This is a genomic window from Methanocorpusculum labreanum Z (genome assembly GCF_000015765.1).
In the GTDB taxonomy this organism is placed as follows: domain Archaea; phylum Halobacteriota; class Methanomicrobia; order Methanomicrobiales; family Methanocorpusculaceae; genus Methanocorpusculum; species Methanocorpusculum labreanum.
The window spans coordinates 822,972-844,876 of record NC_008942.1 but is presented as its reverse complement, the minus strand read 5'-3'; the positions used below and the strand labels follow the sequence as shown (position 1 = coordinate 844,876).

General features: G+C 48.3%; 16 protein-coding genes and 1 CRISPR repeat array. Of the genes, 9 read left to right on the top strand and 7 right to left on the bottom strand.

What is annotated here, in order from left to right; translation table 11 throughout:
• Positions 1 to 116: 116 nt before the first annotated feature.
• Genes MLAB_RS04495 through MLAB_RS09830 form a run of 3 tightly spaced genes read left to right on the top strand, consistent with a single transcriptional unit; the run spans position 117 to position 2,459 of the window.
• Complete coding sequence (locus MLAB_RS04495) at positions 117 to 362, top strand: FeoA family protein (RefSeq protein WP_011833229.1); 246 nt, start codon at positions 117 to 119, stop codon at positions 360 to 362.
• Positions 359 to 2,308 carry a ferrous iron transport protein B gene (feoB, locus tag MLAB_RS04490; RefSeq protein WP_011833228.1) on the top strand — a complete coding sequence of 650 codons (1,950 nt, stop codon included), beginning with the start codon at positions 359 to 361 and terminating at the stop codon, positions 2,306 to 2,308. The genes MLAB_RS04495 and feoB overlap by 4 nt, the downstream gene beginning before the upstream one ends.
• Complete coding sequence (locus tag MLAB_RS09830) at positions 2,295 to 2,459, top strand: hypothetical protein (RefSeq protein WP_187146139.1); 165 nt, start codon at positions 2,295 to 2,297, stop codon at positions 2,457 to 2,459. Before feoB ends, MLAB_RS09830 begins: the two co-directional genes overlap by 14 nt.
• Positions 2,460 to 2,692: 233 nt before the next feature.
• Here MLAB_RS09830 and MLAB_RS04485 read toward each other — a convergent pair whose 3' ends face one another.
• The 5 genes from MLAB_RS04485 to cas4 all read right to left on the bottom strand — a co-directional run bounded on the left by MLAB_RS04485 (position 2,693) and on the right by cas4 (position 7,680).
• Positions 2,693 to 3,130, bottom strand: a complete 438-nt coding sequence (locus MLAB_RS04485; protein ID WP_011833227.1) for a GxxExxY protein — start codon at positions 3,128 to 3,130, stop codon at positions 2,693 to 2,695.
• A 348-nt stretch (positions 3,131 to 3,478) separates the two neighbouring features.
• Positions 3,479 to 3,883 carry a metal-dependent transcriptional regulator gene (locus tag MLAB_RS04480; protein WP_011833226.1) on the bottom strand — a complete coding sequence of 135 codons (405 nt, stop codon included), beginning with the start codon at positions 3,881 to 3,883 and terminating at the stop codon, positions 3,479 to 3,481.
• 406 nt (positions 3,884 to 4,289) lie between these two features.
• Positions 4,290 to 4,975: direct repeats of the CRISPR family, unit length 32 nt; unit sequence ATTTCAATCCACGTGCCCACGGGGGGCACGAC.
• A gap of 718 nt (positions 4,976 to 5,693) precedes the next feature.
• Positions 5,694 to 5,984, bottom strand: coding sequence for a CRISPR-associated endonuclease Cas2 (cas2, locus tag MLAB_RS04475; RefSeq protein WP_011833225.1), 291 nt, complete (start codon positions 5,982 to 5,984; stop codon positions 5,694 to 5,696).
• A 3-nt stretch (positions 5,985 to 5,987) separates the two neighbouring features.
• Positions 5,988 to 7,022, bottom strand: coding sequence for a type I-C CRISPR-associated endonuclease Cas1c (cas1c, locus tag MLAB_RS04470; RefSeq protein ID WP_011833224.1), 1,035 nt, complete (start codon positions 7,020 to 7,022; stop codon positions 5,988 to 5,990).
• Positions 7,006 to 7,680, bottom strand: coding sequence for a CRISPR-associated protein Cas4 (gene cas4, locus MLAB_RS04465; protein WP_011833223.1), 675 nt, complete (start codon positions 7,678 to 7,680; stop codon positions 7,006 to 7,008). Before cas4 ends, cas1c begins: the two co-directional genes overlap by 17 nt.
• 103 nt (positions 7,681 to 7,783) lie before the next feature.
• Here cas4 and MLAB_RS04460 point away from each other — a divergent pair, with 103 nt between their 5' ends.
• Genes MLAB_RS04460 through cas7c form a run of 4 tightly spaced genes read left to right on the top strand, consistent with a single transcriptional unit; the run spans position 7,784 to position 13,901 of the window.
• Entirely contained in the window at positions 7,784 to 10,288 is a 2,505-nt protein-coding gene (locus MLAB_RS04460; protein ID WP_011833222.1) for a CRISPR-associated helicase/endonuclease Cas3, read from the top strand.
• 28 nt (positions 10,289 to 10,316) lie between these two features.
• Positions 10,317 to 11,030 carry a type I-C CRISPR-associated protein Cas5c gene (cas5c, locus tag MLAB_RS04455; RefSeq protein WP_011833221.1) on the top strand — a complete coding sequence of 238 codons (714 nt, stop codon included), beginning with the start codon at positions 10,317 to 10,319 and terminating at the stop codon, positions 11,028 to 11,030.
• Positions 11,027 to 12,976, top strand: coding sequence for a type I-C CRISPR-associated protein Cas8c/Csd1 (gene cas8c / locus MLAB_RS04450; protein ID WP_011833220.1), 1,950 nt, complete (start codon positions 11,027 to 11,029; stop codon positions 12,974 to 12,976). The genes cas5c and cas8c overlap by 4 nt, the downstream gene beginning before the upstream one ends.
• Before the next feature lies 1 nt (position 12,977).
• Positions 12,978 to 13,901 (top strand): type I-C CRISPR-associated protein Cas7/Csd2, encoded by a 924-nt coding sequence (gene cas7c / locus MLAB_RS04445; RefSeq protein WP_011833219.1) that lies wholly within the window; start codon positions 12,978 to 12,980, stop codon positions 13,899 to 13,901.
• A 599-nt stretch (positions 13,902 to 14,500) separates the two neighbouring features.
• On the opposite strand, the gene MLAB_RS04440 is transcribed toward cas7c, so the two are convergent.
• The gene (locus MLAB_RS04440; RefSeq protein WP_011833218.1) at positions 14,501 to 15,817 is read right to left on the bottom strand and encodes an AIR synthase-related protein; all 1,317 of its coding nucleotides are present in this window, start codon (positions 15,815 to 15,817) and stop codon (positions 14,501 to 14,503) included.
• A gap of 91 nt (positions 15,818 to 15,908) precedes the next feature.
• On the opposite strand from MLAB_RS04440, the gene thiD reads away from it, so the two are divergent.
• Both thiD and MLAB_RS04430 read left to right on the top strand, forming a co-directional pair.
• The gene (gene thiD, locus MLAB_RS04435) at positions 15,909 to 16,730 is read left to right on the top strand and encodes a bifunctional hydroxymethylpyrimidine kinase/phosphomethylpyrimidine kinase (RefSeq protein WP_052288979.1); all 822 of its coding nucleotides are present in this window, start codon (positions 15,909 to 15,911) and stop codon (positions 16,728 to 16,730) included.
• Between the two features lie 68 nt (positions 16,731 to 16,798).
• The gene (locus MLAB_RS04430; protein ID WP_011833216.1) at positions 16,799 to 18,559 is read left to right on the top strand and encodes an AMP-binding protein; all 1,761 of its coding nucleotides are present in this window, start codon (positions 16,799 to 16,801) and stop codon (positions 18,557 to 18,559) included.
• Positions 18,560 to 18,939: 380 nt separating this feature from the next.
• Here the strand turns inward: MLAB_RS04430 and MLAB_RS04425 are convergent, their stop codons facing one another.
• Positions 18,940 to 21,891 (bottom strand): type I restriction endonuclease subunit R, encoded by a 2,952-nt coding sequence (locus MLAB_RS04425; RefSeq protein WP_011833215.1) that lies wholly within the window; start codon positions 21,889 to 21,891, stop codon positions 18,940 to 18,942.
• Positions 21,892 to 21,905: the final 14 nt, after the last annotated feature.

Genomic DNA, 21,905 nt, shown 5'->3' with positions numbered 1-21,905 from the left:
ATCCTGCGCAAAATTTCGGTTTTCGGCCCGATTTGCCGTAATTTTTCAGGGCGGAAAAAAGGCTCCAAAACTCCTTCGGCGCTCCGATATACGTCCCGAAGAAGAGAGTAATTTGTATGCAAACTGAATCAGTACGGTTATGTGATATTCCGAAAGGAAAATCCGCATCGATCCTTGGATTTATCGATGGAACAAACCTCGGCTTCCAGAGCAGACTTCTCGAACTCGGACTTACCCGCGGCTGCTGCGTGCGGGTCACCGGCGTCGCCCCGCTTGGAGACCCGATGATGATCTCAGTCAGAGGATGTCAGCTCGCCATACGAAAAGATGATGCCGCAGACATCTGCGTGGCCGCCGTATGAAAAAAATCACCGTTGCATTAGCCGGCAACCCGAACTGCGGGAAGACGACCCTTTTCAATAACCTCACCGGGATGCGTCACCATGTGGGAAACTGGCCGGGTAAGACCGTCACGATCGAAAAGAAAGAGGGACGGATCGTTTACGACGATACGACACTCGAGATCGTGGATCTGCCTGGAACCTACAGTCTGAGCGGACGATCGCTCGAAGAAGAGATCGCGGTCGGTTATCTCTTACACGAAAAACCCGACGTCGTCGTCAACATCGCTGACGCCGCACATCTGGAGAGGAATCTGTACGTCACGCTCCAGCTGATCGAACTCGGCGTCCCGATGATCCTTGTTTTGAACATGAACCGGTATGCGGACGCGGAAGGCGTCGTCATCAATACAGGTCTTCTCAGCGAAATGCTCGGCATCCCGGTCATACGGATCGAAGCGATCGATGAAACCGGAAAAGACGAGCTCATCAAAGCGATCCTTGCACGCCCCGCTCCCCCTGAAAAGACCATCCGGTACGACCACGAGCTTGAGGAACATATCGGCGAAGCAACCAAAATCACCGGATCGCGCTGGTCTGCGATCCAGGCTCTTATCCACGGCTCGGCAGAACCCAAAATCGAATCGATCAGGACCCACCTTGCAGGCATCTACGGGACGAAGCCCGGAGAGATCTTTGCGGATCAGCGGTATGGATTCATCGCCGGTCTTCTGCACGAGAGCGTGGATCATATGGATGCCGGCGGCAAAAACCAGTCGGAGAGGATCGACAGGCTCGTGACCAGCAGATGGCTCGGGTTCCCGATTTTTCTCGCCGTGATGTATCTGATCTTCCAGATCGTGTTCGCGGTCGGCGCTCCGGTCATGGATCTGATCGACGAAGGGTTCGGGCTGCTTGGAGAGGCGGCATCGGCGGGTCTTGCCGATATCGCCGCTCCCGACTGGGTCACGTCTCTGGTTTGCGACGGGATCATCGGCGGCGTTGGGTCGGTCGTGATCTTTCTGCCGAATATCTTCCTGTTGTTCCTGCTTCTCGCGATTTTAGAGGATTCGGGATATCTGGCACGGGTTGCCGTTATCATGGACCGGGTCATGCACAAACTTGGTCTGCATGGAAAATCCTTCATCCCGATGATCCTCGGATTCGGGTGCAGCGTGCCGGCAATTATGGCGACCCGGACGCTGGAGACAAAACGCGAACGGTTCTTAACGATCCTGATCACGCCGTTTATGTCCTGCGGGGCACGGCTGCCCGTGTATCTTCTGCTTGTTGGGATCTTCTTCGCGGCTGAAATCCAGGGGCTCGTGATGTTTTCCCTGTATCTGCTGGGCATTTTCGTGGCGCTGATCACCGGGCTTCTGCTTCGAAAGACGCTCTTTAAGGGCGAGTCTTCGGCTTTCGTTCTGGAGATGCCGCCTTACCGGCTTCCGACAATCAAAGGTGTTTTGATCCATGCCGGAGAGAAGTCCTGGGAGTTTCTGCGCAAAGCCGGGGTGATCATTTTCCCGGCGGTGCTGCTGATGTGGCTGCTTGCTTCTCTGCCGTTCGGCGTCGAGTATGCTTCGGCTGATTCGCTGATAGGTATGGCGGGGTCAACGATCGCCCCGATCTTTGCACCGCTCGGGTTCGGATTCGCCGAGGCGGGAGTCGCGATCCTGATGGGTCTTCTTGCAAAAGAAGTGGTTGTCGGAGCATTTGGGACGCTTTACGGCGTGGGCGAAGAAGGGCTAGGCGATGTGCTGATGAACGTCTTTACGCCGCTTTCGGCCTACTCGTTCATGGTGTTCATCCTGCTCTATATGCCCTGTCTTGCGGCGATGTTTACGATCCGGCAGGAGACCCGCTCGTGGAAGATGACGGGGCTTGCGGCAGTAGGCATGTGCGTGATCGCGTGGATCGTTTCCTTCATCGTGTATCAGGGGGGTGTCCTTCTTGGTTTTGCCTGAAGGATTCTGGACGATCCTTTTTATTTTTATCGCGGCAGGAATCGTTCTTTTGTTTCTGTGGGCGGTGAAGAAGAATCTGCGGGGGGAAGCATGCGGCTGCAGAGCAAAATCATGCAAAAACTGCAGCATGTGTAAGATGAATCAGAAATAAGGGGATTTAATCGGGGTTGGTGTGGATACATGAGATTATTTAACCGCGAATCTCCGCGAATTCCCGCGAATCGCATTTTTCTTGCGTCGTCGTGCTCTGCTCCGGCTTATGCGTGCAAATCGAAGATTTGCGTGCCGCCTCAAACAGGCTTTGCCTGTTTGGGCTTCGCCTGCGCAGGAATCGCACGCCGTCTGGAAAAATGCTAGGGAAAAACCCGCGTGCGGGTTTTTCTTTTACTCGCTTGGAATATTAGCATTATTCAGATATCGTTCATCGGAATATATGACTCGACGCCATTCGAGTTTCCGTTTTTTTCCAAAATTTATGAGAATCCCAAGTTTGATTCCGGTCGCTTTCAGATAATTGATGAGCTGTGCCTCGTCCTCTTTGACTAACTCCGTCTCAGTTTTCAGCTCAAGGATGATCTTATTATAACAGACAACATCCGCCTGATAATAACTCGGAAGTTTCACGCCTTTATAGAAAATATTCAGATGTTTTTTGTGTTCAAAGGGAATTTCCTGCAATTCCAGTTCTACTTCCAGGGCGTCCTGATAGACGGATTCCAAAAATCCGCGTCCCAAGGTATTATAGACGGTCATGGCACAGCCGATTATTTTGTGAACTTCATCTGGATAGAGAATCTCGGGGTTTTCCACAATATGATCCATGATTCTTTTTATTTTCTTTCAAAAATATATGATTTTCCCTAAAGAAAAACCGGCACGCCGGTTTTTCCCATAGCATTTTTCCAGGCGGCGTGCGATTCCTGCGTAGGCGAAGCCCAAACAGGCAAAGCCTGTTTGAGGCGGCACGCAAATCTTCGATTTGCACGCATAAGCCGGAGCAGAGCACGACGACGCAAGAAAAATGCGATTCGCGGGAATTCGCGGAGATTCGCGGTTGAATTATTTCATGGGTCCGCAAAAATCAATAATCCTTCACCATGATTGAGGATACAAAATCATTTCGTTTAAGTTCGGTCGAGATCGTGCCGTGTAAGGAATAGGATAAAAGAATTAGTTTCGTTTTTTTGCGGCGACGAACTCACGGATCTTCTGGATCGTTACGGTGCTGAGTTCATGTTCCATAAAACAGGCGTCTTTGTTGGCGATGTCGCAGGGAACCCCGACCATTTCCAGAAACTCGACTAAGACGTCGTGGCGGAATTTGACCTGTTCGGCGATGATCCTGCCGGATTCGGTGAGGGTAACGCCTTCGTATTTTCGATACACGACAAGGCCTTTTTTATCGAGTTTTGCAAACATTTCCCCAACGGACGAGGGTCCGACGTCAAGTTCGGCGGCTACGTCGCGGCTTTTGGCGTATCCTTTGGTGAGGGAGACGTTGAGGATCGCTTCGAGGTAGTCCTCCTCTTTCATGGTGAGGCGGTGATTGTATGATGCCTGAGGTATCGGATCCATGGTAGTATATTGGGAGGATTGGGTAATCAGGTTTTGTTTATGGGGGGGACATACGTTTACCACGGGATAGGCAGGCGTCCCTCATCATATGTCGGGGTGCGGGAGGTGACTGCGGGCTGCCCCACAGGGGCGGCCTCAGCTGAGCAAGTTGATAGACTTGCGATCCGGCGCGGAGGCGGATCGACGGCATAGTCGGCGATCTTAGCTGAGCAAGTCGTTAGACTTGCGAGTCGGCCCGCGGTGGAGATATCCTCTATGCTTGATTCTGTAGAAAAGAGTTGCATTGACATTTTGGGATGTTCATCGATTTCGTGTAAGGTTTGAGTTGAGATACAGTATGTAAAAATGATTGGAGTGCCCACGAGGGGCACAACGCGGCGAATGCATCGATACTGCGCCCATCATTATTTCAATCCACGTGCCCACAGGGGGCACGACGGACTCCAAGGATATCTCCCTCGTTGATGTTGAGATTTCAATCCACGTGCCCACAAGGGGCACGACGATACCGCTTTACCCGCGGCATGAACTCAGATTCATTTCAATCCACGTGCCCGCGGGGGGCACGACTATATTTCGGCTATATCTATACGCGAGTCTTGATTTCAATCCACGTGCCCACGGGGGGCACGACGTCTAAACTTAACGGTATATCAGGCGTCGAAGATTTCAATCCACGTGCCCACGGGGGGCACGACTGGAGATTAGAATGACACAGAACAAAGAAGACATATTTCAATCCACGTGCCCACGGGGGGCACGACTTGAATACTATTATTACTATACAAGAAAGGAGATATTTCAATCCACGTGCCCACGGGGGGCACGACTCAGATGTGGCACCAGTCCCACCGAAGGAAACAGATTTCAATCCACGTGCCCACGGGGGGCACGACCGGGATCGGTTGTCATTTTGTCCTCTTTGTCTTGATTTCAATCCACGTGCCCACGGGGGGCACGACTGATGGTTTTGATGATTCCAACACCATATATATATTTCAATCCACGTGCCCACGGGGGGCACGACATAAAAAAGGTATGTCTTATAATCAGATCGCAAATTTCAATCCACGTGCCCACGGGGGGCACGACGCGGGGCGGTTGTGTCCGGATACGGCGCCCAGTATATTTCAATCCACGTGCCCACGGGGGCACGACTACAGTTCAAGGATATTCAGGTACATACACTGTATTTCAATCCACGTGCCCACGGGGGCACGACTACCACTGTTTAGCGACGTATGTATTACCGGTAATTTCAATCCACGTGCCCACGGGGGCACGACTTGATCGTCGTGGCTTTGGATTCAATCGTATCATTTCAATCCACGTGCCCACGGGGGCACGACTTTTGCCACGCGAAGAGGTCGTCAGAGACAACAATTTCAATCCACGTGCCCACGGGGGCACGACAAGATGATAGATTAGTTAATGCGATAATTTTGAAAACAACAATTTCAATCCACGTGCCCACGGGGGCACGACAGGTCGGATCACCCAGTTCATGCCTTTGAATTTGGATTTCAATCCACGTGCCCACGGGGGCACGACTCTGATCCAGCGCGAACAGAATATCCTCGCAGCATTTCAATCCACGTGCCCACGGGGGCACGACTCTAAATCTAATATACTATAACTCCACGCATATAATCCTCTCCCTTCCCCCTCTGAAGAAGATTCCACACGCAAACGTGGATTTTCATATGGAAATAAATCAGAAATAACTCACACCAAAAAACAAACCAAAAACTGCAGACACCGCGAACCCCCCGGAAAAATCATGGGCACAACACCTTCGCGAAAAAAAGATTCAAAAAATCAGCGCATCATCCACATTCAAACCCGGCTTTGCGCCCACATGCTCAACATGATCCCTGCCCTGCTTTCCGAGATTATAATATCTAACACTATCCGTCTCAGAATTAATAACCTCTCCTATCTTGAACTTCAACTCCATCAGCTGCACTGAATCCACTACACACTCAAACACCGAATTCTGCACCCTGACCCCGTAATTTTTACAGATCCGTGCCACCTGGCGAAGCCGGCGTCTTCCCTCCGGCGTCTCCGTATTCACATCATACGTAACCAAAACAAACATCTCTCACCTCACCACAAACGGCGGATACCCGTCGATATCTCCCCGGAGAAAACGGGCGAGAAGCATCGCCTGGGCATAGGGCAAAAGACCCACAGGCATCTTCTCCTCCAGATACCCATGCATGACCTCCTCCTTCTTTCGCTTCTGCCATGCCTGCAGGACCGTCTTTCGGGCATCATCCGTCAGCAAAACCGCTCCGTTCTCCTTCACCGCGAAATCATCGGCTTTCACCACCCGATTATTGATGAGACTCAGCACAAACCTATCGCCAAGATACGGGCGAAACTCCTCCATCAGATCGAGAGCCAGACTTGGTCTTCCAGGCCGGACCCGGTGCAAAAAACCGACCTGCGGATCGAGACCCACCGACTCCAGAGCAGACGCACAATCAGCCGCGATCAGCGTATAGGAAAATGAAAGCAATGCATTCACCCGATCCAGAGGAGGACGCCTTGACCTGTTTTCAAACGAGAACTCCGGTTCCGTTGACAGGATCAGATCATTGAAACTGTGAAAATAATACTTAGACAGGATCCCCTCAAAGCCTCTCAGCTCATTCAGCGAACCACAGGTCCCAGCTCGGATTTGGAGGATCCCCTCAGACAGCCGTTTGAAATTCTGCTCGAACTCCCTCGACACCATATCCGGATAATCGCGGGAAAACCGCTGAAGGACCGTCCGGCAGTTCATCAGTTTCCCGAGAATGCAGTATGCCGCGATCTTTTTCGATGCTTCCTCATCATCCGAAACGGCGTACTGACGTTTCCGGAGCAGCACATTTCCCGAAACATTTCCACCGATCCGTGCCATAAATTTTCCATAAGGCGAAACAAAACACATGCCCACATCATTTTCCGTGCAGAGCGCCATCATCCCCGGACTTGCCCCCATATACCCGAAACAAACGACCCCCTCCAGATTACGGATCGGGACTCTGGCAAGTTCCTGGTTTTCAACGGATACAACGATACTTTCCCCGTCCCGCGAAAGATAGGACTTGGGATTTGTCACATACAAAACATTACGTAGTTTTCTCATGAGAATACCCCTGTAGTACCGAATCAAGATACCGGTCGACTGATTTTTTTCGTGAAGATATAGTTGGAACGCAAAGATCCCGGATCGAACAACTGTCACACTGCTTTTTCAGCTCGGCAGCGGGCGTGATCCCGTTTTCGTAGAGTGCATACATTTCCCGAATAAGAGACACGACACGTTCCCGTAATTCTTCGTCAAAGATCACCTCCGTTCGATGCCGGGTTTTTCCGTAATACAGATATCCGGCAGGAATTTCCGTTTCGTACATCTCTTCGAGGCAGATCGCCTGACAGCAGAGCTGGACCTCGTCACAGTCATCCGCTTTTTTCTTTCCGCGTTTGTATTCAATGGGGACGACCTCCCAAAATCCGTCTCTGTTTGCAATACGTACCCCGGATGGCGAGCGGTGAAACTCGACGACGTCGGCGATCCCATAGATTTTCAGATTGTGGGATACGAGTGGAATGCTGCGGGAAACGAGGGTATCGCCCCGCGCCTCCACGAAAAAGGGATCGTCGGCATTGTCGTGCATCAGTTTTCCCGAGAAAGTAAGTGAGTTTTCCGCCCAGAGTTGTTCTACGTGGATCAGTGCCCACTGACGCGGACAGAAGGCGTAATGCTGGATCCCGCTTAACATGAGGTAGTCGTCCGGGTTCATAATGGATAATACAGAGTGAGAATACTTCAAAGTATCCCGGGAAGTACTATAGAATTTTATCTCGTTTCGAATTTCAGTAAGTTTTTGCAAAACTACTTCGTTTATGCAGGATAAAGTGATACTACTTGGAAAAATTATGTACCTTGCCCATATTAATCATGAAACAAAGCTGGAACAAACATTAGCTGAACACAGCACAACGGTCTCCGATCTCTGTAAAGGATATGGAGAAGGAATCGGCTGTCCAAATCTCGCAGCGTTATGTGGTTTACTTCATGATACGGGAAAGGCAAAACAGGAGTTTCAGGAATATCTGAAAATCAATGATCCGGAGATCAGAAAACGCTATCGGGGAAAAATAAATCACTCAACCGCCGGGGCAAAATATATTTTTGAAAAATATGATAAATCAACCGATAATTTTGAAAGATTCACTGCACAACTCATAGCACTGGGTATTTGTTCCCACCATGGCGGCTTGATCGATTGCATTGATCTGGAAGGACAGGATCTATTTTTCAAGAGGATTAACCCTGAAAAAGAAATCTATTTTGAAGAAAGCATACACAACTTTGAAAATGACTGCGTATCCCAAGATGAGTTGGAAACCCTGTTTCTCAAAGCGGTAGATGAAGTCAAAACCTTCAATGAAAAAAACAGATCCAGATTAGGGATATCCGGAGATGAAATCACATTTACCAGGGGAATGCTGGCCCGGTATCTTCTAAGCTGCGTCATAGATGCAGACCGTTTCGATTCATTTTGTTTTGAAGATAACATCGTCACTAAAGATACACCGAAAATCGCTGTGGAGAAATGGGAAAAACTTGCAGAAAATCTGGATGAATTCCTGGATCAAAAACCCATAATATACGATATTGATGAATTAAGAAAAGAAATCTCGCTTTCCTGTAAGGCATTCGGGAAAAAAACCAGCGGTATCTACCGACTGAATGTACCAACCGGGGGAGGAAAAACTCTCTCCAGTCTGCGTTATGCTTTGGCTCATGCCGCAGAATGGAACAAAGAAAGGATATTCTACGTAATTCCCTTTACTACGATCATTGATCAGAATGCTAAGGTTATCCGCGAAGCTCTCCGTGAAGATGATTTGATTCTGGAACATCATTCGAATCTGGTCTATGAAGATCCTCTTGATGAAAACGATGAAAGTATAACCGGCGCTGATGAAGGACGAAACTATCGTCTGCTTACCGAGAGATGGGATTCCCCAATCATTCTTACAACAACGGTCCAGATGCTCAATACCTTGTTTCTCGGAAAAGCTGGTTCAATCAGGAGGATGCACAATCTCGCAAACAGTATTATAATTTTTGATGAAGTCCAGATGATTCCGGTAAAATGTCTTCGCATGTTTAATACAGCTCTGAATTTCCTCTCAGAAATATGCGGAACTACGATCATTCTCTGCACCGCAACACAGCCGAAACTCGATAAAGTCAATCCCCCGATACGCCTGTCGGCTCCTGCCGATATGGTATCAGTCGATTTCGGCAAGTTTCGGAGAACCAATGTCTGCGATGAACGTTTGCAGAATGGATACTCTGCCCCTGAACTTGCGGAATTTGTGGAAGATAAGCTAGAGAATAATGAGAAGATTCTGGTCATTCTCAATACGAAAACTGCAGTGAAAAATCTCTATGCACATTTATCTGCGAAAAAACTGACTGATTTCACTACCTACAAAGATCTCTCTCTCTATTATTTAAGCACTAATTTATGCCCGGCACATCGTCGGAACCGCCTGGAGAGGATAAAAGACGATCTTAAGATAAAGAATCACCGGATGATCTGCGTAAGCACTCAGTTGATAGAAGCCGGAGTGGACATCTCCTTTGATTGCGTCATCCGTTCCGCTGCCGGAATCGATAGTATTGCCCAGGCGGCAGGAAGATGCAATCGTAATGGCGATGTCCAATGTCGGGATGTATTCATCGTAAACAGTTCTGATGAAAAACTCTCAGGACTCAAAGACATTGACCTCGGGAAAAAAAGCGCAGAGCATGTTCTGAGTGATTTTGCCAAAAATCCTGCGGGATTCGATAATGATATCCTATCCCAGAAGATGATCGATACCTATTATCAAAAGTATTTTACCTCGCGGGATGGGGAAATGGGATATCCAATTACCAAAGAGATGATAAGCAAAAAACAAATGGATCTTCCGCTTGGTCGATCAATATTTGAACTTCTATCAGTAAACGAGAAAAGCATTCAGGCATACAATACAGATCAGCACCTGCAGACCCGTCAGTCCCCCTATTATCTTTGTCAGGCTTTTTCTACTGCCGGAAAATTTTTTGAGGTGATTGATCAGAACACAACAACCGTAATTGTGCCCTATGATGAAGGTAGCGATATCATCAGGGAACTTGGGAGTAAAGCATCATATACGGAAAAACTCCGACTTTTAAAGAAAGCTCAGCAATATTCAGTAAACCTTTATGGTGATTTGGAGCAATTACTCACTAAGGAAGATATATCGCCTATTGGGGATACCGGATCCTACACTCTCAACACATCGTCGATTTCCTATGATGAAGAGTACGGCGTGATCTCCTCAAGTGATGCAGAATTAATTTTTTAAGCTTACTCTAAGGAGGAGAGAAGGAAACGTGATATTTAGAAACACCGTCGAGTTTCAGGTTTACGGCAAGCTGGCCCTATTTTCAGATCCGCTCACACGTGTTGGCGGGGAGAAATTCACCTATCAGATCCCGACCTATCAGGCATTGAAAGGGATTTTAGAAAGCGTGTACTGGAAACCCACCTTTGTGTGGTATATTGACTCGGTACGTGTGATGAATCAGATCCAGACCCAGTCAAAAGGGATACGCCCGATCAAATACACATCCAGTGAAAATGAACTTGCGATCTACACGTATCTTACTGATGTAAGATATCAGGTTAGGGCACACTTTGACTGGAATTACGACCGACCTGAACTTGAAAAAGACAGAGATGAAAACAAACATCATTCTATTGCAAAAAGAATGATTGAAAAAGGCGGCAGACGTGATATTTTTCTTGGAACACGGGAATGTCAGGGGTATGTTGAACCATGCACATTCGGCGGGGATCCGGGGGCATATGATGATTGTTCCGAACTCGCTTTTGGCACAATGTTTCACGGCTTCACCTATCCCGATGAAGGCGGGAATGGGAAACTTATTGCCAGATTCTGGAATCCGGTTATGAAGAGGGGTGTCATCGATTTCATTCCACCAGGTGAATGCACATTTACCCGGGAAATTAAAAACTACAGCCTGAAGAGGTTTACGATCGGAGATAATCTTCAGTCGGTCCAGGAGTTGGCAGAGGAAATATGACCTGGATAACCAAACTCTACGAGACATATGAGAACTGTGGAAATACCGTCGGTATCGACAATGCAGATGGCAACGCGCCGCTTTTGCCAATTGGACATACCGCGCAAAAAACTCAGATCGAGATAACGATCGATGAGGATGGTACTTTTCAGTCTGTATCGATAGACCCGCCGAAAGAGACAAAGACTATCATTATTCCCTGTACTATGGAGTCGGAAGCACGCAGTAGTGGGAATACCCCTCATCCGTTATTTGATAATCTTAAGTATCTTGCTCCAGATTTCCAAGATACAAAGAAGAATGATGGAAATTTTTTTGAGAAATATCTGATTCAGCTTGAAGACTGGTGTGAATCGGAATATTCCCACCCCAAAGCTCAGGCAATTTTAAGGTATGTGAAAAAAGGGACGATCATTTCTGACCTCAGGAATGCACACTTACTCAACGAAAAAATGGAGAGTAGTCCTCAGAATTTCTATGTGAGATTTAATATCTATGAAGGCGATGTCCAGGAAGGATGGAAAGATGTCTCCCTTCGTAACAGATATATTGCGTATTATCTGAATTCGGTGATTGGCAAAGGCCCTCAGTCCCTCTGTTATGCATCGGGAAAATCTCTCCCTGTGTCCCGTCTAAGTCCACGTTCCGTTCGCAGACCAGGTGATGGAGCATATCTTATCTCTGGAACTGATGAATCGAATTTTACTTTCCGCGGACGGTTCGCCACAAGAGATGAAGCATTATGTCTCAGTTACGATGTCTCGCAAAAGGCACATAAAGCTTTGAAATGGCTGATAGACAAACAGGGGTATAAAAATGGAGATCAGGTATTTGTTGTATGGGGAACCAAAGATCAGCCCATTCCCGCAATCTGGGATCCGGATGATGTTTATGCAAATATCCCGGCAGATGAGCAACTCCCGGATACTGCCGAAGGATTTGCTCGACGTATGATCACAGCTCTTTCCGGTTATTCGCAGTCACTTACTCCTGACTCGAGTGTCGTGGTCATAGGTCTTGATTCCACGAACGGAGCAAAGGGTCGTCTTTCCATTACCTATTATCAGGAGTTGGCGGGTTCAGAATTTCTGAAACGTATTTGTCACTGGTATCAGACAACAAAATGGTATCCAATCTATTATGTAAAGAAAAATAATGGAGAGAAAGAGGGGAAAAGTATAGCAATTACCGGGGTTCCGACGCCGAATGATATTTTCTTTGCAGCATACGGCAGAGAAACCGAATCAACCAAAAAAATAAAGAAGGCAACTGTTTCGAGGATTATGCCCTGCATCATTGAGGGAAAACCGATCCCTTATGATTTAGTTCATTCCTCCGCCAATCGTGCGGCAAGACTGATCCTTGCAGGAAAATCGGACAAACAGTGGGAAACGAATAAAACGCTGAACATTGCGTGTGCATTGATCAGAAAGTATTACAATGACCAAAAAAATGAAAGAAATGATTTCGAACATTACAATGAGGTATGGAAAATGGATTTAGACATAATGCAAACCGACCGAAATTATCTGTTTGGCAGGTTACTCGCGTATGCACGAACGATCGAAGAATTTTCGATAAAAAGCAGCGGAAATGGTTATCGGCAAACAAATGCCGAGCGGATGATTCCAAGATTCCGCCAGCATCCAGCTGAAACATGGGAAAAGCTCTATGAAAAACTTCTACCTTATATGGCTAAGTTTCGAACTACAAGCCCGAATTCGCTCGGGAACAGACTTGAAGCAGACATGAATGCGATACTTGACCTGTTTAAAATCCAGCCGGACGGCTTTTCGGATGAGGCGCTCACTCCCATCTATCTGCTTGGCTACCAGAGCCAGCTGACTCAGTTCGATAAGGAGAGAAAAGAAGCGATAGCAAAGAAAACGGCCAGACTTGAGGCGGAACAGATAACTGACGATGATTCTACAAATGGAGGTAATTAACATGACAGCACTTAACAACAAAATTGATTTTGCAGTAGTTATTTCGGCAAAGAATGCGAATCCGAACGGAGATCCTTTGAATGGCAACTGTCCGCGTACAAACTTCGCCGGGATCGGCGAAATGTCCGACGTCTGCATTAAGCGGAAGCTGAGAAACCGGTTACAGGATATGGGGCAACCCGTTTTTGTTCAGTCTCTGGACCGCAGAACAGATTCTTTCCTGAGTTTAAAGGACCGTGCGGATGGTTGTGAGGCCTTCAAAACGGCATTAGCTGATAACAAAAAGGATGACGCTGAAAAAATTGCCTGCAAAGAATGGATAGATGTCCGAAGTTTTGGTCAGGTATTTGCCTACAAGGGAAAGAAACAGAATAAAAAAAATAAGAATGAGCAGAAGAATGATTCCGAATCCGAAGATGGGGAGGAGGGATGCGTCTCAATCGGGATCCGCGGCCCAGTTTCAGTTCACCCGGCATTCAGCGTAGATGCAGTGGAAATTACCTCTCAGCAGATCGTCAAAAGTGTGAATGGTGAAACTGACAAAAAGAATCCATATAAGCGTGGTTCTGATACGATGGGTCTGAAACACCGTGTCGATTTTGGTTTATATGTGTTTTACGGCAGTATCAATTGTCAGCTTGCCGAAAAAACAGGGTTCTCTGATGAGGATGCCGAGTCTATCAAAGAGGCTTTAATGACATTGTTTGAGAATGATGCCTCATCCGCCCGCCCGGAAGGAAGTATGGAAGTCGTTCAAGTAGCATGGTGGAAACATAACTCAAAGAGTGGACAGTATTCTTCAGCAAAGGTCCACAGAACATTACACGTAGAAAAGAGGAAAGAAACCCCGATGTCCGTTGATGATTATGCTATTAAAATTGATGATCTTGAGGGACTGAAACCTGAAATTTTCGAGGGAAGATAATAATAGAGAAAGAACAGGTTCAAATCTTTTTTCCGATTCTGAAAATAAGAATAAATTTTTTGTCCATGTTGGATACATAGGCAAAAATATATGAGTCGTGTCCAAGATGGCACGTGGATTGAAATTACGGAACCGTATCGAAATTACGCGAATCTACTATCGTGCCCCCCGTGGGCACGTGGATTGAAATGACAAGAGCATTGACAAGGCCGTCCTGGACCGGGTCGTGCCCCTCGCGGGCACTCAAATCATTTTTAGATTGTATATCGCAAACACGAATTCAATGAATATTCCAAAATGTCAATGTCTGCCTCTTCTCCTGAATCCAACATAGAGGATATTTCCACCGCGTCGGGCTCCGCGCCGGAGTCGCGGCCCCGCACCCCGATAATATATTCTGGCAAATTCACACCGATTAAAGAAAAAAGAGATTCTTCTTTGGTTATTTGTGGGGTGCGGGCGGGCGACTTCGGCGTGGAGCCCGACGCGGTGGAAATATCCTAATTTAATCCGGGGGTCTCATCTCTACTCTGCGAGGAACTCGCAATCGCAAATCAGATATTCGCTCCGGTGAGATCGCCCCCTATGGATCAGTCCGCTTATAATAGTCTCTTCAGCACCCGTTCCTTCTTCGCCCGTGCCGCGTCCGCCGCCCGGTCGATACCCTTCTTCATCTCCTCGAAGTCCCTGCCCGGCCGGTCCACCACCTTCTTCACCGGCGTATACGGAGCCTCACGGAACTTCGGCAGGAACTCTCCCTCCACACCGTCCTTGATCAGGCGGGAAACACCCGGACCCTCACGCACGAACCCGATCCGCTCCATCGGAACGTCCGCCGTTCCGACGACCCGGATGACCTCATCCGCATACTCCGGCGGCACGATCACGAGAAGGGCATCCAGACTCACGCCCAGATAATCGATGCCCAGCTTATCCAGCAAAGCAAGCACCTTCGGCGCGATAAGACCCCGAAGCGGCGCATCCTCGACAACGACCGTCGCTTTCGCCGTTTCCGCGATCTCGAACACATCGCCCCGGAGACCCCCGTTCGTAATATCCGTCATCGCGTGGATATGCGGGAACACATCCGACCGGATCAACGCATCGCAGGCTTTCAGGAAATGCAGATTGATCGTCTCCTCGACCACGTCCGCGTTCCCGGAATACAACGCCGCCGTCGCGATCGTTCCGCCGCCTGCTCCCCGCGTCATCAAAAGAACATCCCCCGGAACCGAAGACCTGCGGGCCGTCACGTGATTTGCCACGCCCACAACGCCCACGCATCCCGTCATCCGGTCGCCGAGAACCATGTCCCCGCCGATCCGAAGCGTCGAGCCTGCAACAAGCGGCACGCCCAAAGCGTCCGAAACCGTCGTGATACCTGCCGTATAGTCGAACAATTTCGCCACGTCACCGTCGTCAGCGATGTGCACGTCCGAGATCAGCCCCACCGGGCGGGCACCCATCACATACACATCGCGAAGCGTCGCCCGGGTCGCATGGAATCCCGCAAGGAACGGGAAATCCGACAGGCGCGAGTGCATCCCGTCCACCGTCGTAATAATATACTGGCCATTCGCCTCGACGACCCCGCCGTCATCCATCTGATCGACGCCGACCTGTGCGGAGGTCTGCCCGATCACGTGGGCGATCTTTCGGTGGGCGTAAAAGTCTCCCGAGCCGCGGGAGCCCACACCGAACTCGCCCATCGAAACGCCGGCGTGTTCGTATTCGAACAGATCGCCTTTCAGCCCGCTCGTCACCTTCACCTCTTCGATGACGGCCCGTGCGAAATCCCGTGCAAACCCGTCATCAATATTCTTTATATCCAGAATGCGTTCCTGAAGAAGTTTCTCGATCTCCCCTTCAGGGATATCCTTATGCATGCTCCGCCGAACGAAGCCTTCCACGTCCATACAAAATAGATGTGAAGGGACAGACCATAAAGACATGAGGTTAAACTCCCGAAGAACTATTTTTTCAAAGGAGCACACTAATATATCTGATATGAATTCCCGCGAAAATACGATGGCCTTCGCCGCCACGATCGCAGGCTCCGACCCCTCCGCCGGCGCAGGGATCCAGGTCGACCTGAAAACCATGGCAGCCTGCGGCGTCTGGGGGATGACCGTGATCGCGGCCCTGACCGCCCAGAACGCCACGCACGTTCTCGATTCATCGAGCGTTCCCGCCGCCTTCATCAAAAAGCAGATCGACGCCCTCGAAGAGGATTTCCCTATCGGCTGCTACAAAACGGGCATGCTCAAAAATGCGGAGACGGTGAATATCGTTGCCGCCTCCATTCCCGAAGGGCGAAACCTCGTCGTCGACCCGGTGCTTCTCGCGACAAAAGAATACCGGCTTCTCGACGAGGCGGGCCAGGAGCGGCTCGTTGCCGAACTTCTGCCGCGGACCACCGTGATAACTCCGAACATCCCCGAAGCCGCGGCCCTTTCGGGAATCACCATCACCGGGTCTGAGTCGATGGAAGAGGCGGCATACTGGTTCATAGATCACGGGGCAAAGGCCGCGGTGATCAAAGGCGGCCACGCACATTTCCGGCTCGGGACCGACGTCTTTGCCGACAAAGACGGCATCATGCTGGTCGAAGGGGAAGTCGCGCCTTTCACGGACGTTCACGGATCGGGTTGCTGCTATGCGTCCGCGATCGCGGCCCACATCGCTCTCGGCTATCCGGTCAGGGATGCCGTATTAGAGGCAAAAAAGTTCGTTACCGGCGCAATAAAATACTCATGGGAATATGCTCCGGGCCGCAGGACCATGAATCCCGGCTGGCAGCAGCACAAAACCTATTATACAAAATTCTGACATTCTTTTTTCCGTCGTGAAAAAACCCACCTCTATCTTTATGATAAAATAAAGCAAACTATAACCCCATGACCGAAACGGCACGCAAAGCCGGGCGCAGTAATCGTCCGGCCGAACGCGAGCATAAATCCGAGGGATTTGTGCCCCACAACATGATGGACTACGAGGAAACCTATTCCACGTTCTCTATTGCGGTGCCTGAGTATTACAACTTCGGCTTCGACGTTGTAGATGCATGGGCGAAAAAAGATCGAAATAAACTCGCCATGATCTGGACAAACCAGGAAGGAAAGGAAAAATACTACACCTTCCGGCAGATGATGAATCTGTCCAACCAGATCGCGAATATGATGTTCAAACAGCATATCGGCAAAGGCGACAGAGTCATGCTGCTCCTGCCGCGTGTCCCCGAGTGGTGGACCTTTGCTCTTGCTGCAATCAAAATCGGCGCAGTGATTTGCCCGTCCCCGGTCATTCTAACTCCTCATGACCTCAAATACCGAATAAACCAGGGCAGATTCAAGATGATCGTCACGAACACCGAGAATGCCTGGAAGATCGAGGAGATCGCAAACGACTGCCCGTCCCTGCATGTCAAATTCTTAACGGACGGCGATGCGCCCGGATGGATAAACTATCAGAAGGAACTGATTCACCCGGCACGTGCCTCGACCAAGCTCAGTTCGATCGTCCGGAGCGTTCGCACCAAAGCGACGGACCCTATGCTCATCTTCTTCTCGTCGGGAACGACCGCGGACCCGAAGATGGTGCTGCACAATCATGCCTATCCGCTCGGCCACATCGTGACCGGCAGGTTCTGGTATGATCTGACGGAAAACGATCTCCACTTCACGGTCGCCGATATGGGCTGGGGTAAATCCTCGTGGGGTAAGTTCTATGGTCCGTGGATGGAAGGCGCCTGCGTCTTCGTCTACGACTACCGCGGGAAGTTCAACGCGACGGAGCTTCTGCCGCTGATCGAGAAATACGAGATCACGACGTTTTGTGCCCCGCCGACGATCTACCGTATGCTGATCCTTGCGGATCTGGAGACCTTCGACTTTTCCGAGCTGCGTCACTGCCTCTCTGCAGGCGAGACGCTGAACCCGGAGGTCAACCGGGTTTGGGAAGAAGGCACCGGCAAGAAGATCTACGAGGCATACGGTCAGACGGAAACGGTGACCGTGATCGGCACGTTCCCGTGCATGGAAGTCAGACCCGGTTCGATCGGCAAACCGGCTCCGGGCTGGAAGATCGAACTGCACGACGATATGGGCAACAAGGTCCCGCCGGGAGTCGAGGGCAGGATCGCGATCAAGACGAGCGACCCCTCACCGGTCGGTCTGTTTACGGAATATCTGGATGACCCGAAGGCAACCGCGAAGGTGTTTATCAACGGCTGGTATTACACGGGAGACAAGGCGACGGTCGATGAAGACGGCTACTTCTGGTTCATGGGCCGCGACGATGATATGATCAAGTCGTCCGGATACCGTGTTTCTCCGGCAGAAGTCGAGTCGGCGCTGATCGAGCACCCGGCAGTCAAAGAGTCGGCAGTTGTCGGCAGCCCCGACCCGATCCGCGGCGTGATCATCAAGGCGTTTGTCGTCTTAAAAGACGGATATAAGGGATCCGATGTTCTGATCAAAGAGATGCAGAACCATGTCAAGACGACGACCGCCCCGTATAAGTATCCGCGTGCGATCGAGTTCGTGGAGGAGCTTCCAAAGACGATCTCCGGAAAGGTTCGGAGAGTTGAGCTCCGCAATCTCGAGATGAAGAGATATCAGGAAGCACACCACGAAGAAGTCCCTGAAAAGAAGGACTAATTTTTTTTCTTTTTTTTACATTTTTTTAGATGGGATATACGCTACGTGATCTCAACCGAAAAAACTGACATACGTTGAGATGTACTTCGATTTCGTGTACGGCATTAGTGCGGACACAAGAGATAAAAACCAACCGCGAATCGGCGCGAATCCCGCAAGCCTTTGGCTTGCTCCCAGAATCGGATTTGCTTTTCCTCACTTGAACTCGGCGGTCCTTATCGTCCCGCCGGTTCATCCCTCATCGGGAACGTTCGGGCAAATCCTGTCGCCGCCCCAGCGGCTCCTGTGAGGAGGAGTGAAAGATAGTAGAAAAATAGACAGATGGATGGCTGATTTTGGATATTAAAAGTGTTAAATGGTGAGAGGATTAACTCCAGAAACTATGCTTTTGAGCAGTCTTTCTCATAGGTTGCGTTGAAAACCAGACTCTCCAACTCCTTCCTGAAAGATAGATTATCGACATATAATCTGTAAAGTTCCAAATTATCTTCAATCATAGAATCAATTACTTTCTTCAGTGCTCTCTCACTTTCCAGACGTGCATTTTCTCTGTCAGAGTTTTTGATTGCATTCTGATAGGCTTCATCTTTTGCAACACGTCCCGGAATTTCTTTGATGTCTCTGATAATTCTGTCTTTATCATTCCATTTGATGTTACCCCAGAGATTCTGGAACTCTTCTAATATGTGTGATAAGCGATCCATTTCAGGCTCAACTATTCCTTTAGGGTCTTTTGTCGGGATCGGATTTATTTCAGCGTCTTCATCTTCGAGGATTATATTTATTGTTGTCAAAGCTTCAGCACGATAACTTTCCAGATCAACCGCACTCAGAATGCCTTTTGCGAGATCATCATCATCAGGTGACTTTAATTTTGGCAGCAGATAATTCAGGAAGATTGATAGTTTTTCCCACTCTGGATTTCCAATAGGGAGAATCGAAGCAAGGAATCCATATGTCCTCAGATATGATTTTACTGAGCTCTTGAATTTAATCTGACCGTCCAGATCAAGATAATTTTCATAGTTTGCAGCGCAGGAGTCAAGTGTTGGATCAAATCTGTTTCTTTCTACTCCGCTGAGATAATCAGTGACAACTTTATTCACGTCATTGGTTGTGAATACTTCAGCATCTTCCATCTCTCTAATTAAATCATAGAGTTTGTTTACATCTGTTTCATCAGAGAGTATGGTGGTCTTATAATATCTGTCAAAGGCTTGTTTGATTATATCGCTGTCATTGAAAAAGTCAAGGACGAATGTATCATATTTGCCAGGGTATGCCCGGTTGAGTCTGGATAACGTCTGGACTGCTTTTATATCAGAGAGAGGTTTGTCAACGTACATCGTATGAAGAAGAGGTTCGTCGTATCCGGTCTGAAATTTGTTTGCAACTACTAAGAAACGATAAGGTTCTTCTTTGAATTTCTTTTCGATTTGACTGCTTGGGAATTTGTTTATTGATGATTCGGTGAATGTTTCTCCGGCGATCTCTTTTTCGCCGGAAAATGCTATTATTGCTTTGTACTGACTTTTTCTGTTTTCAAGGGCTTTGCTTATTGTGTTGTAGTATTTTATAGCTGCGTCGATGTCCCTGCAGACAACCATACACCGGGCTTTTCCATGAATTTTCCCGGGTGAAATCACCTGTGTGTGGAAGTGTTCAACGATGATCTCTGCTTTCTGAGAGATTGGATAAATGTCTCTTTCCACGAGTGCCTTTAATTTTTTCAGGGCTTTTCTTTTGTCAAACTCAGGATCATTTTCAACTTTCTTTATAAGTTTGAAGTAGCTTTTTACAGGTGTGTAATTCTGAAGAACGTCAAGGATGAATCCTTCCTGAATTGCCTGTTTCATGGTGTATTCGTGGAAAGGTCTGTGTTTGATTTTTCCTTCGTCTTCGTAGGGAACACCGAATGTTTCGAGTGTTTTGTTTTTGGGTGTGGCGGTAAATGCAAAATAGCTTGCATTTTTGAGCATTTTCCGTTTTTCAACTATGTTGTTGATTATGTCTTCAATGGATTCTGTTTCGTTTTCGTATTCAGGGGCGCTGTTCAGAACCACGTTCATTGATCCAGCCATCCTTCCGCTCTGGCTTGAATGTGCTTCGTCTATTATGATCGCGAAGTTCTGTCCTTTGTGTTCGTCTTTAATGCTGTCTAATATGTAGGGGAATTTGTGAATTGTTGAGATAATGATGTTTTTTCCGTTGGTCAGGAGTTTTCTTAGATCTTCGGCGCTCTCTGCATGACCAATGGTATTCGACATCTGGGTGAAGCCTTTGATGGTTCCTTTTATCTGGTTGTCGAGGTTGACTCTATCGGTAATTACGATGACAGAATCGAAGAGTGCTTTCCCATTTTTTTCAAGTGATACGATTTGAAGAGCAAGCCAGGCTATGGAGTTGGATTTTCCGCTTCCTGCGGAGTGCTGAATGAGGTATCTTTTCCCGACTCCGTTTTCTTTTGCGTCGGCGAGTAAGGCTCTGACGACTGACAGCTGATGGTATCTGGGGAATATTTGTTTTCGTTTTGTTTTTCCTGTGTCAGGATCTTTTTCTTCAAGTATCTGAGCATAGTTTTCTATGATGTCGGATAGTTCATTTTTTGTGAGTGTATGGGTCCAGAGGTAGTCTGTTTTGAGTCCTGCGGGATTTGGGGGGTTGCCGGCTCCGTCTTTGTATCCTTTGTTGAAGGGTAAGAACCAGGAGTTTTGGCCTTCCAGTTTTGTACACATGTGAATTTCACTGTCATCAATTGCGAAGTGAACTATGCATCTTCCAAAGTGAAACAGTAATTCACGGGGATTTCTATCTTTTTTGTATTGTTCGATCGCGTTTTCGTAATTCTGATGGGTGAACTGGTTTTTGAGTTCAGCGGTTATTACCGGGAGTCCGTTGATGAATATGCAGAAGTCGAGAGCTTCATTTGAGCCGCTCTGGGCATACATCAGTTGTCTTGTTACACTGAAGATATTTTTTTCAAAGTTTGCTTTGGCAGCCGGATTTTTTTCTGAGGGCTGGAAGTAGTAGAGGTCGATGTTTCCAGCGGGATAGAAGTTAACACCATTTCTGAGTACATCGATCGTTCCGCGTTTTTCAATTTCCCCTTGTATTCTTGTTGCAAGTTGTTCTCTTTTTTTCTCGCTTTCGAGTATTCCGTATTGTGAGAGTTTGGTTCCCTGGGTCGTTTCAAGGAATCTAAACAGCCTTCCTTCATCAAAGGCCGAAGACCGGATATATTCACTTGCGATCCCCAGTTCGTATCCGTTCTGACTTGTGAGATGTTGTACGATCAAGTCTTCGAGTCCGATTTCTTTTGTGTTGGTTGGCATTGTTATTTTCTTTA

Bases quoted from the DNA above. Each gene is read 5' to 3' on its own strand.
- MLAB_RS04495 (WP_011833229.1), top strand. From the start codon at position 117: ATGCAAACTGAATCAGTACGGTTATGTGATATTCCGAAAGGAAAATCC.
- feoB (WP_011833228.1), top strand. From the start codon at position 359: ATGAAAAAAATCACCGTTGCATTAGCCGGCAACCCGAACTGCGGGAAG.
- MLAB_RS04485 (WP_011833227.1), bottom strand. From the start codon at position 3,130: ATGGATCATATTGTGGAAAACCCCGAGATTCTCTATCCAGATGAAGTT.
- MLAB_RS04480 (WP_011833226.1), bottom strand. From the start codon at position 3,883: ATGGATCCGATACCTCAGGCATCATACAATCACCGCCTCACCATGAAA.
- cas2 (WP_011833225.1), bottom strand. From the start codon at position 5,984: ATGTTTGTTTTGGTTACGTATGATGTGAATACGGAGACGCCGGAGGGA.
- cas1c (WP_011833224.1), bottom strand. From the start codon at position 7,022: ATGAGAAAACTACGTAATGTTTTGTATGTGACAAATCCCAAGTCCTAT.
- cas4 (WP_011833223.1), bottom strand. From the start codon at position 7,680: ATGAACCCGGACGACTACCTCATGTTAAGCGGGATCCAGCATTACGCC.
- MLAB_RS04460 (WP_011833222.1), top strand. From the start codon at position 7,784: ATGCAGGATAAAGTGATACTACTTGGAAAAATTATGTACCTTGCCCAT.
- cas8c (WP_011833220.1), top strand. From the start codon at position 11,027: ATGACCTGGATAACCAAACTCTACGAGACATATGAGAACTGTGGAAAT.
- cas7c (WP_011833219.1), top strand. From the start codon at position 12,978: ATGACAGCACTTAACAACAAAATTGATTTTGCAGTAGTTATTTCGGCA.
- MLAB_RS04440 (WP_011833218.1), bottom strand. From the start codon at position 15,817: ATGGACGTGGAAGGCTTCGTTCGGCGGAGCATGCATAAGGATATCCCT.
- thiD (WP_052288979.1), top strand. From the start codon at position 15,909: ATGAATTCCCGCGAAAATACGATGGCCTTCGCCGCCACGATCGCAGGC.
- MLAB_RS04430 (WP_011833216.1), top strand. From the start codon at position 16,799: ATGACCGAAACGGCACGCAAAGCCGGGCGCAGTAATCGTCCGGCCGAA.
- MLAB_RS04425 (WP_011833215.1), bottom strand. From the start codon at position 21,891: ATGCCAACCAACACAAAAGAAATCGGACTCGAAGACTTGATCGTACAA.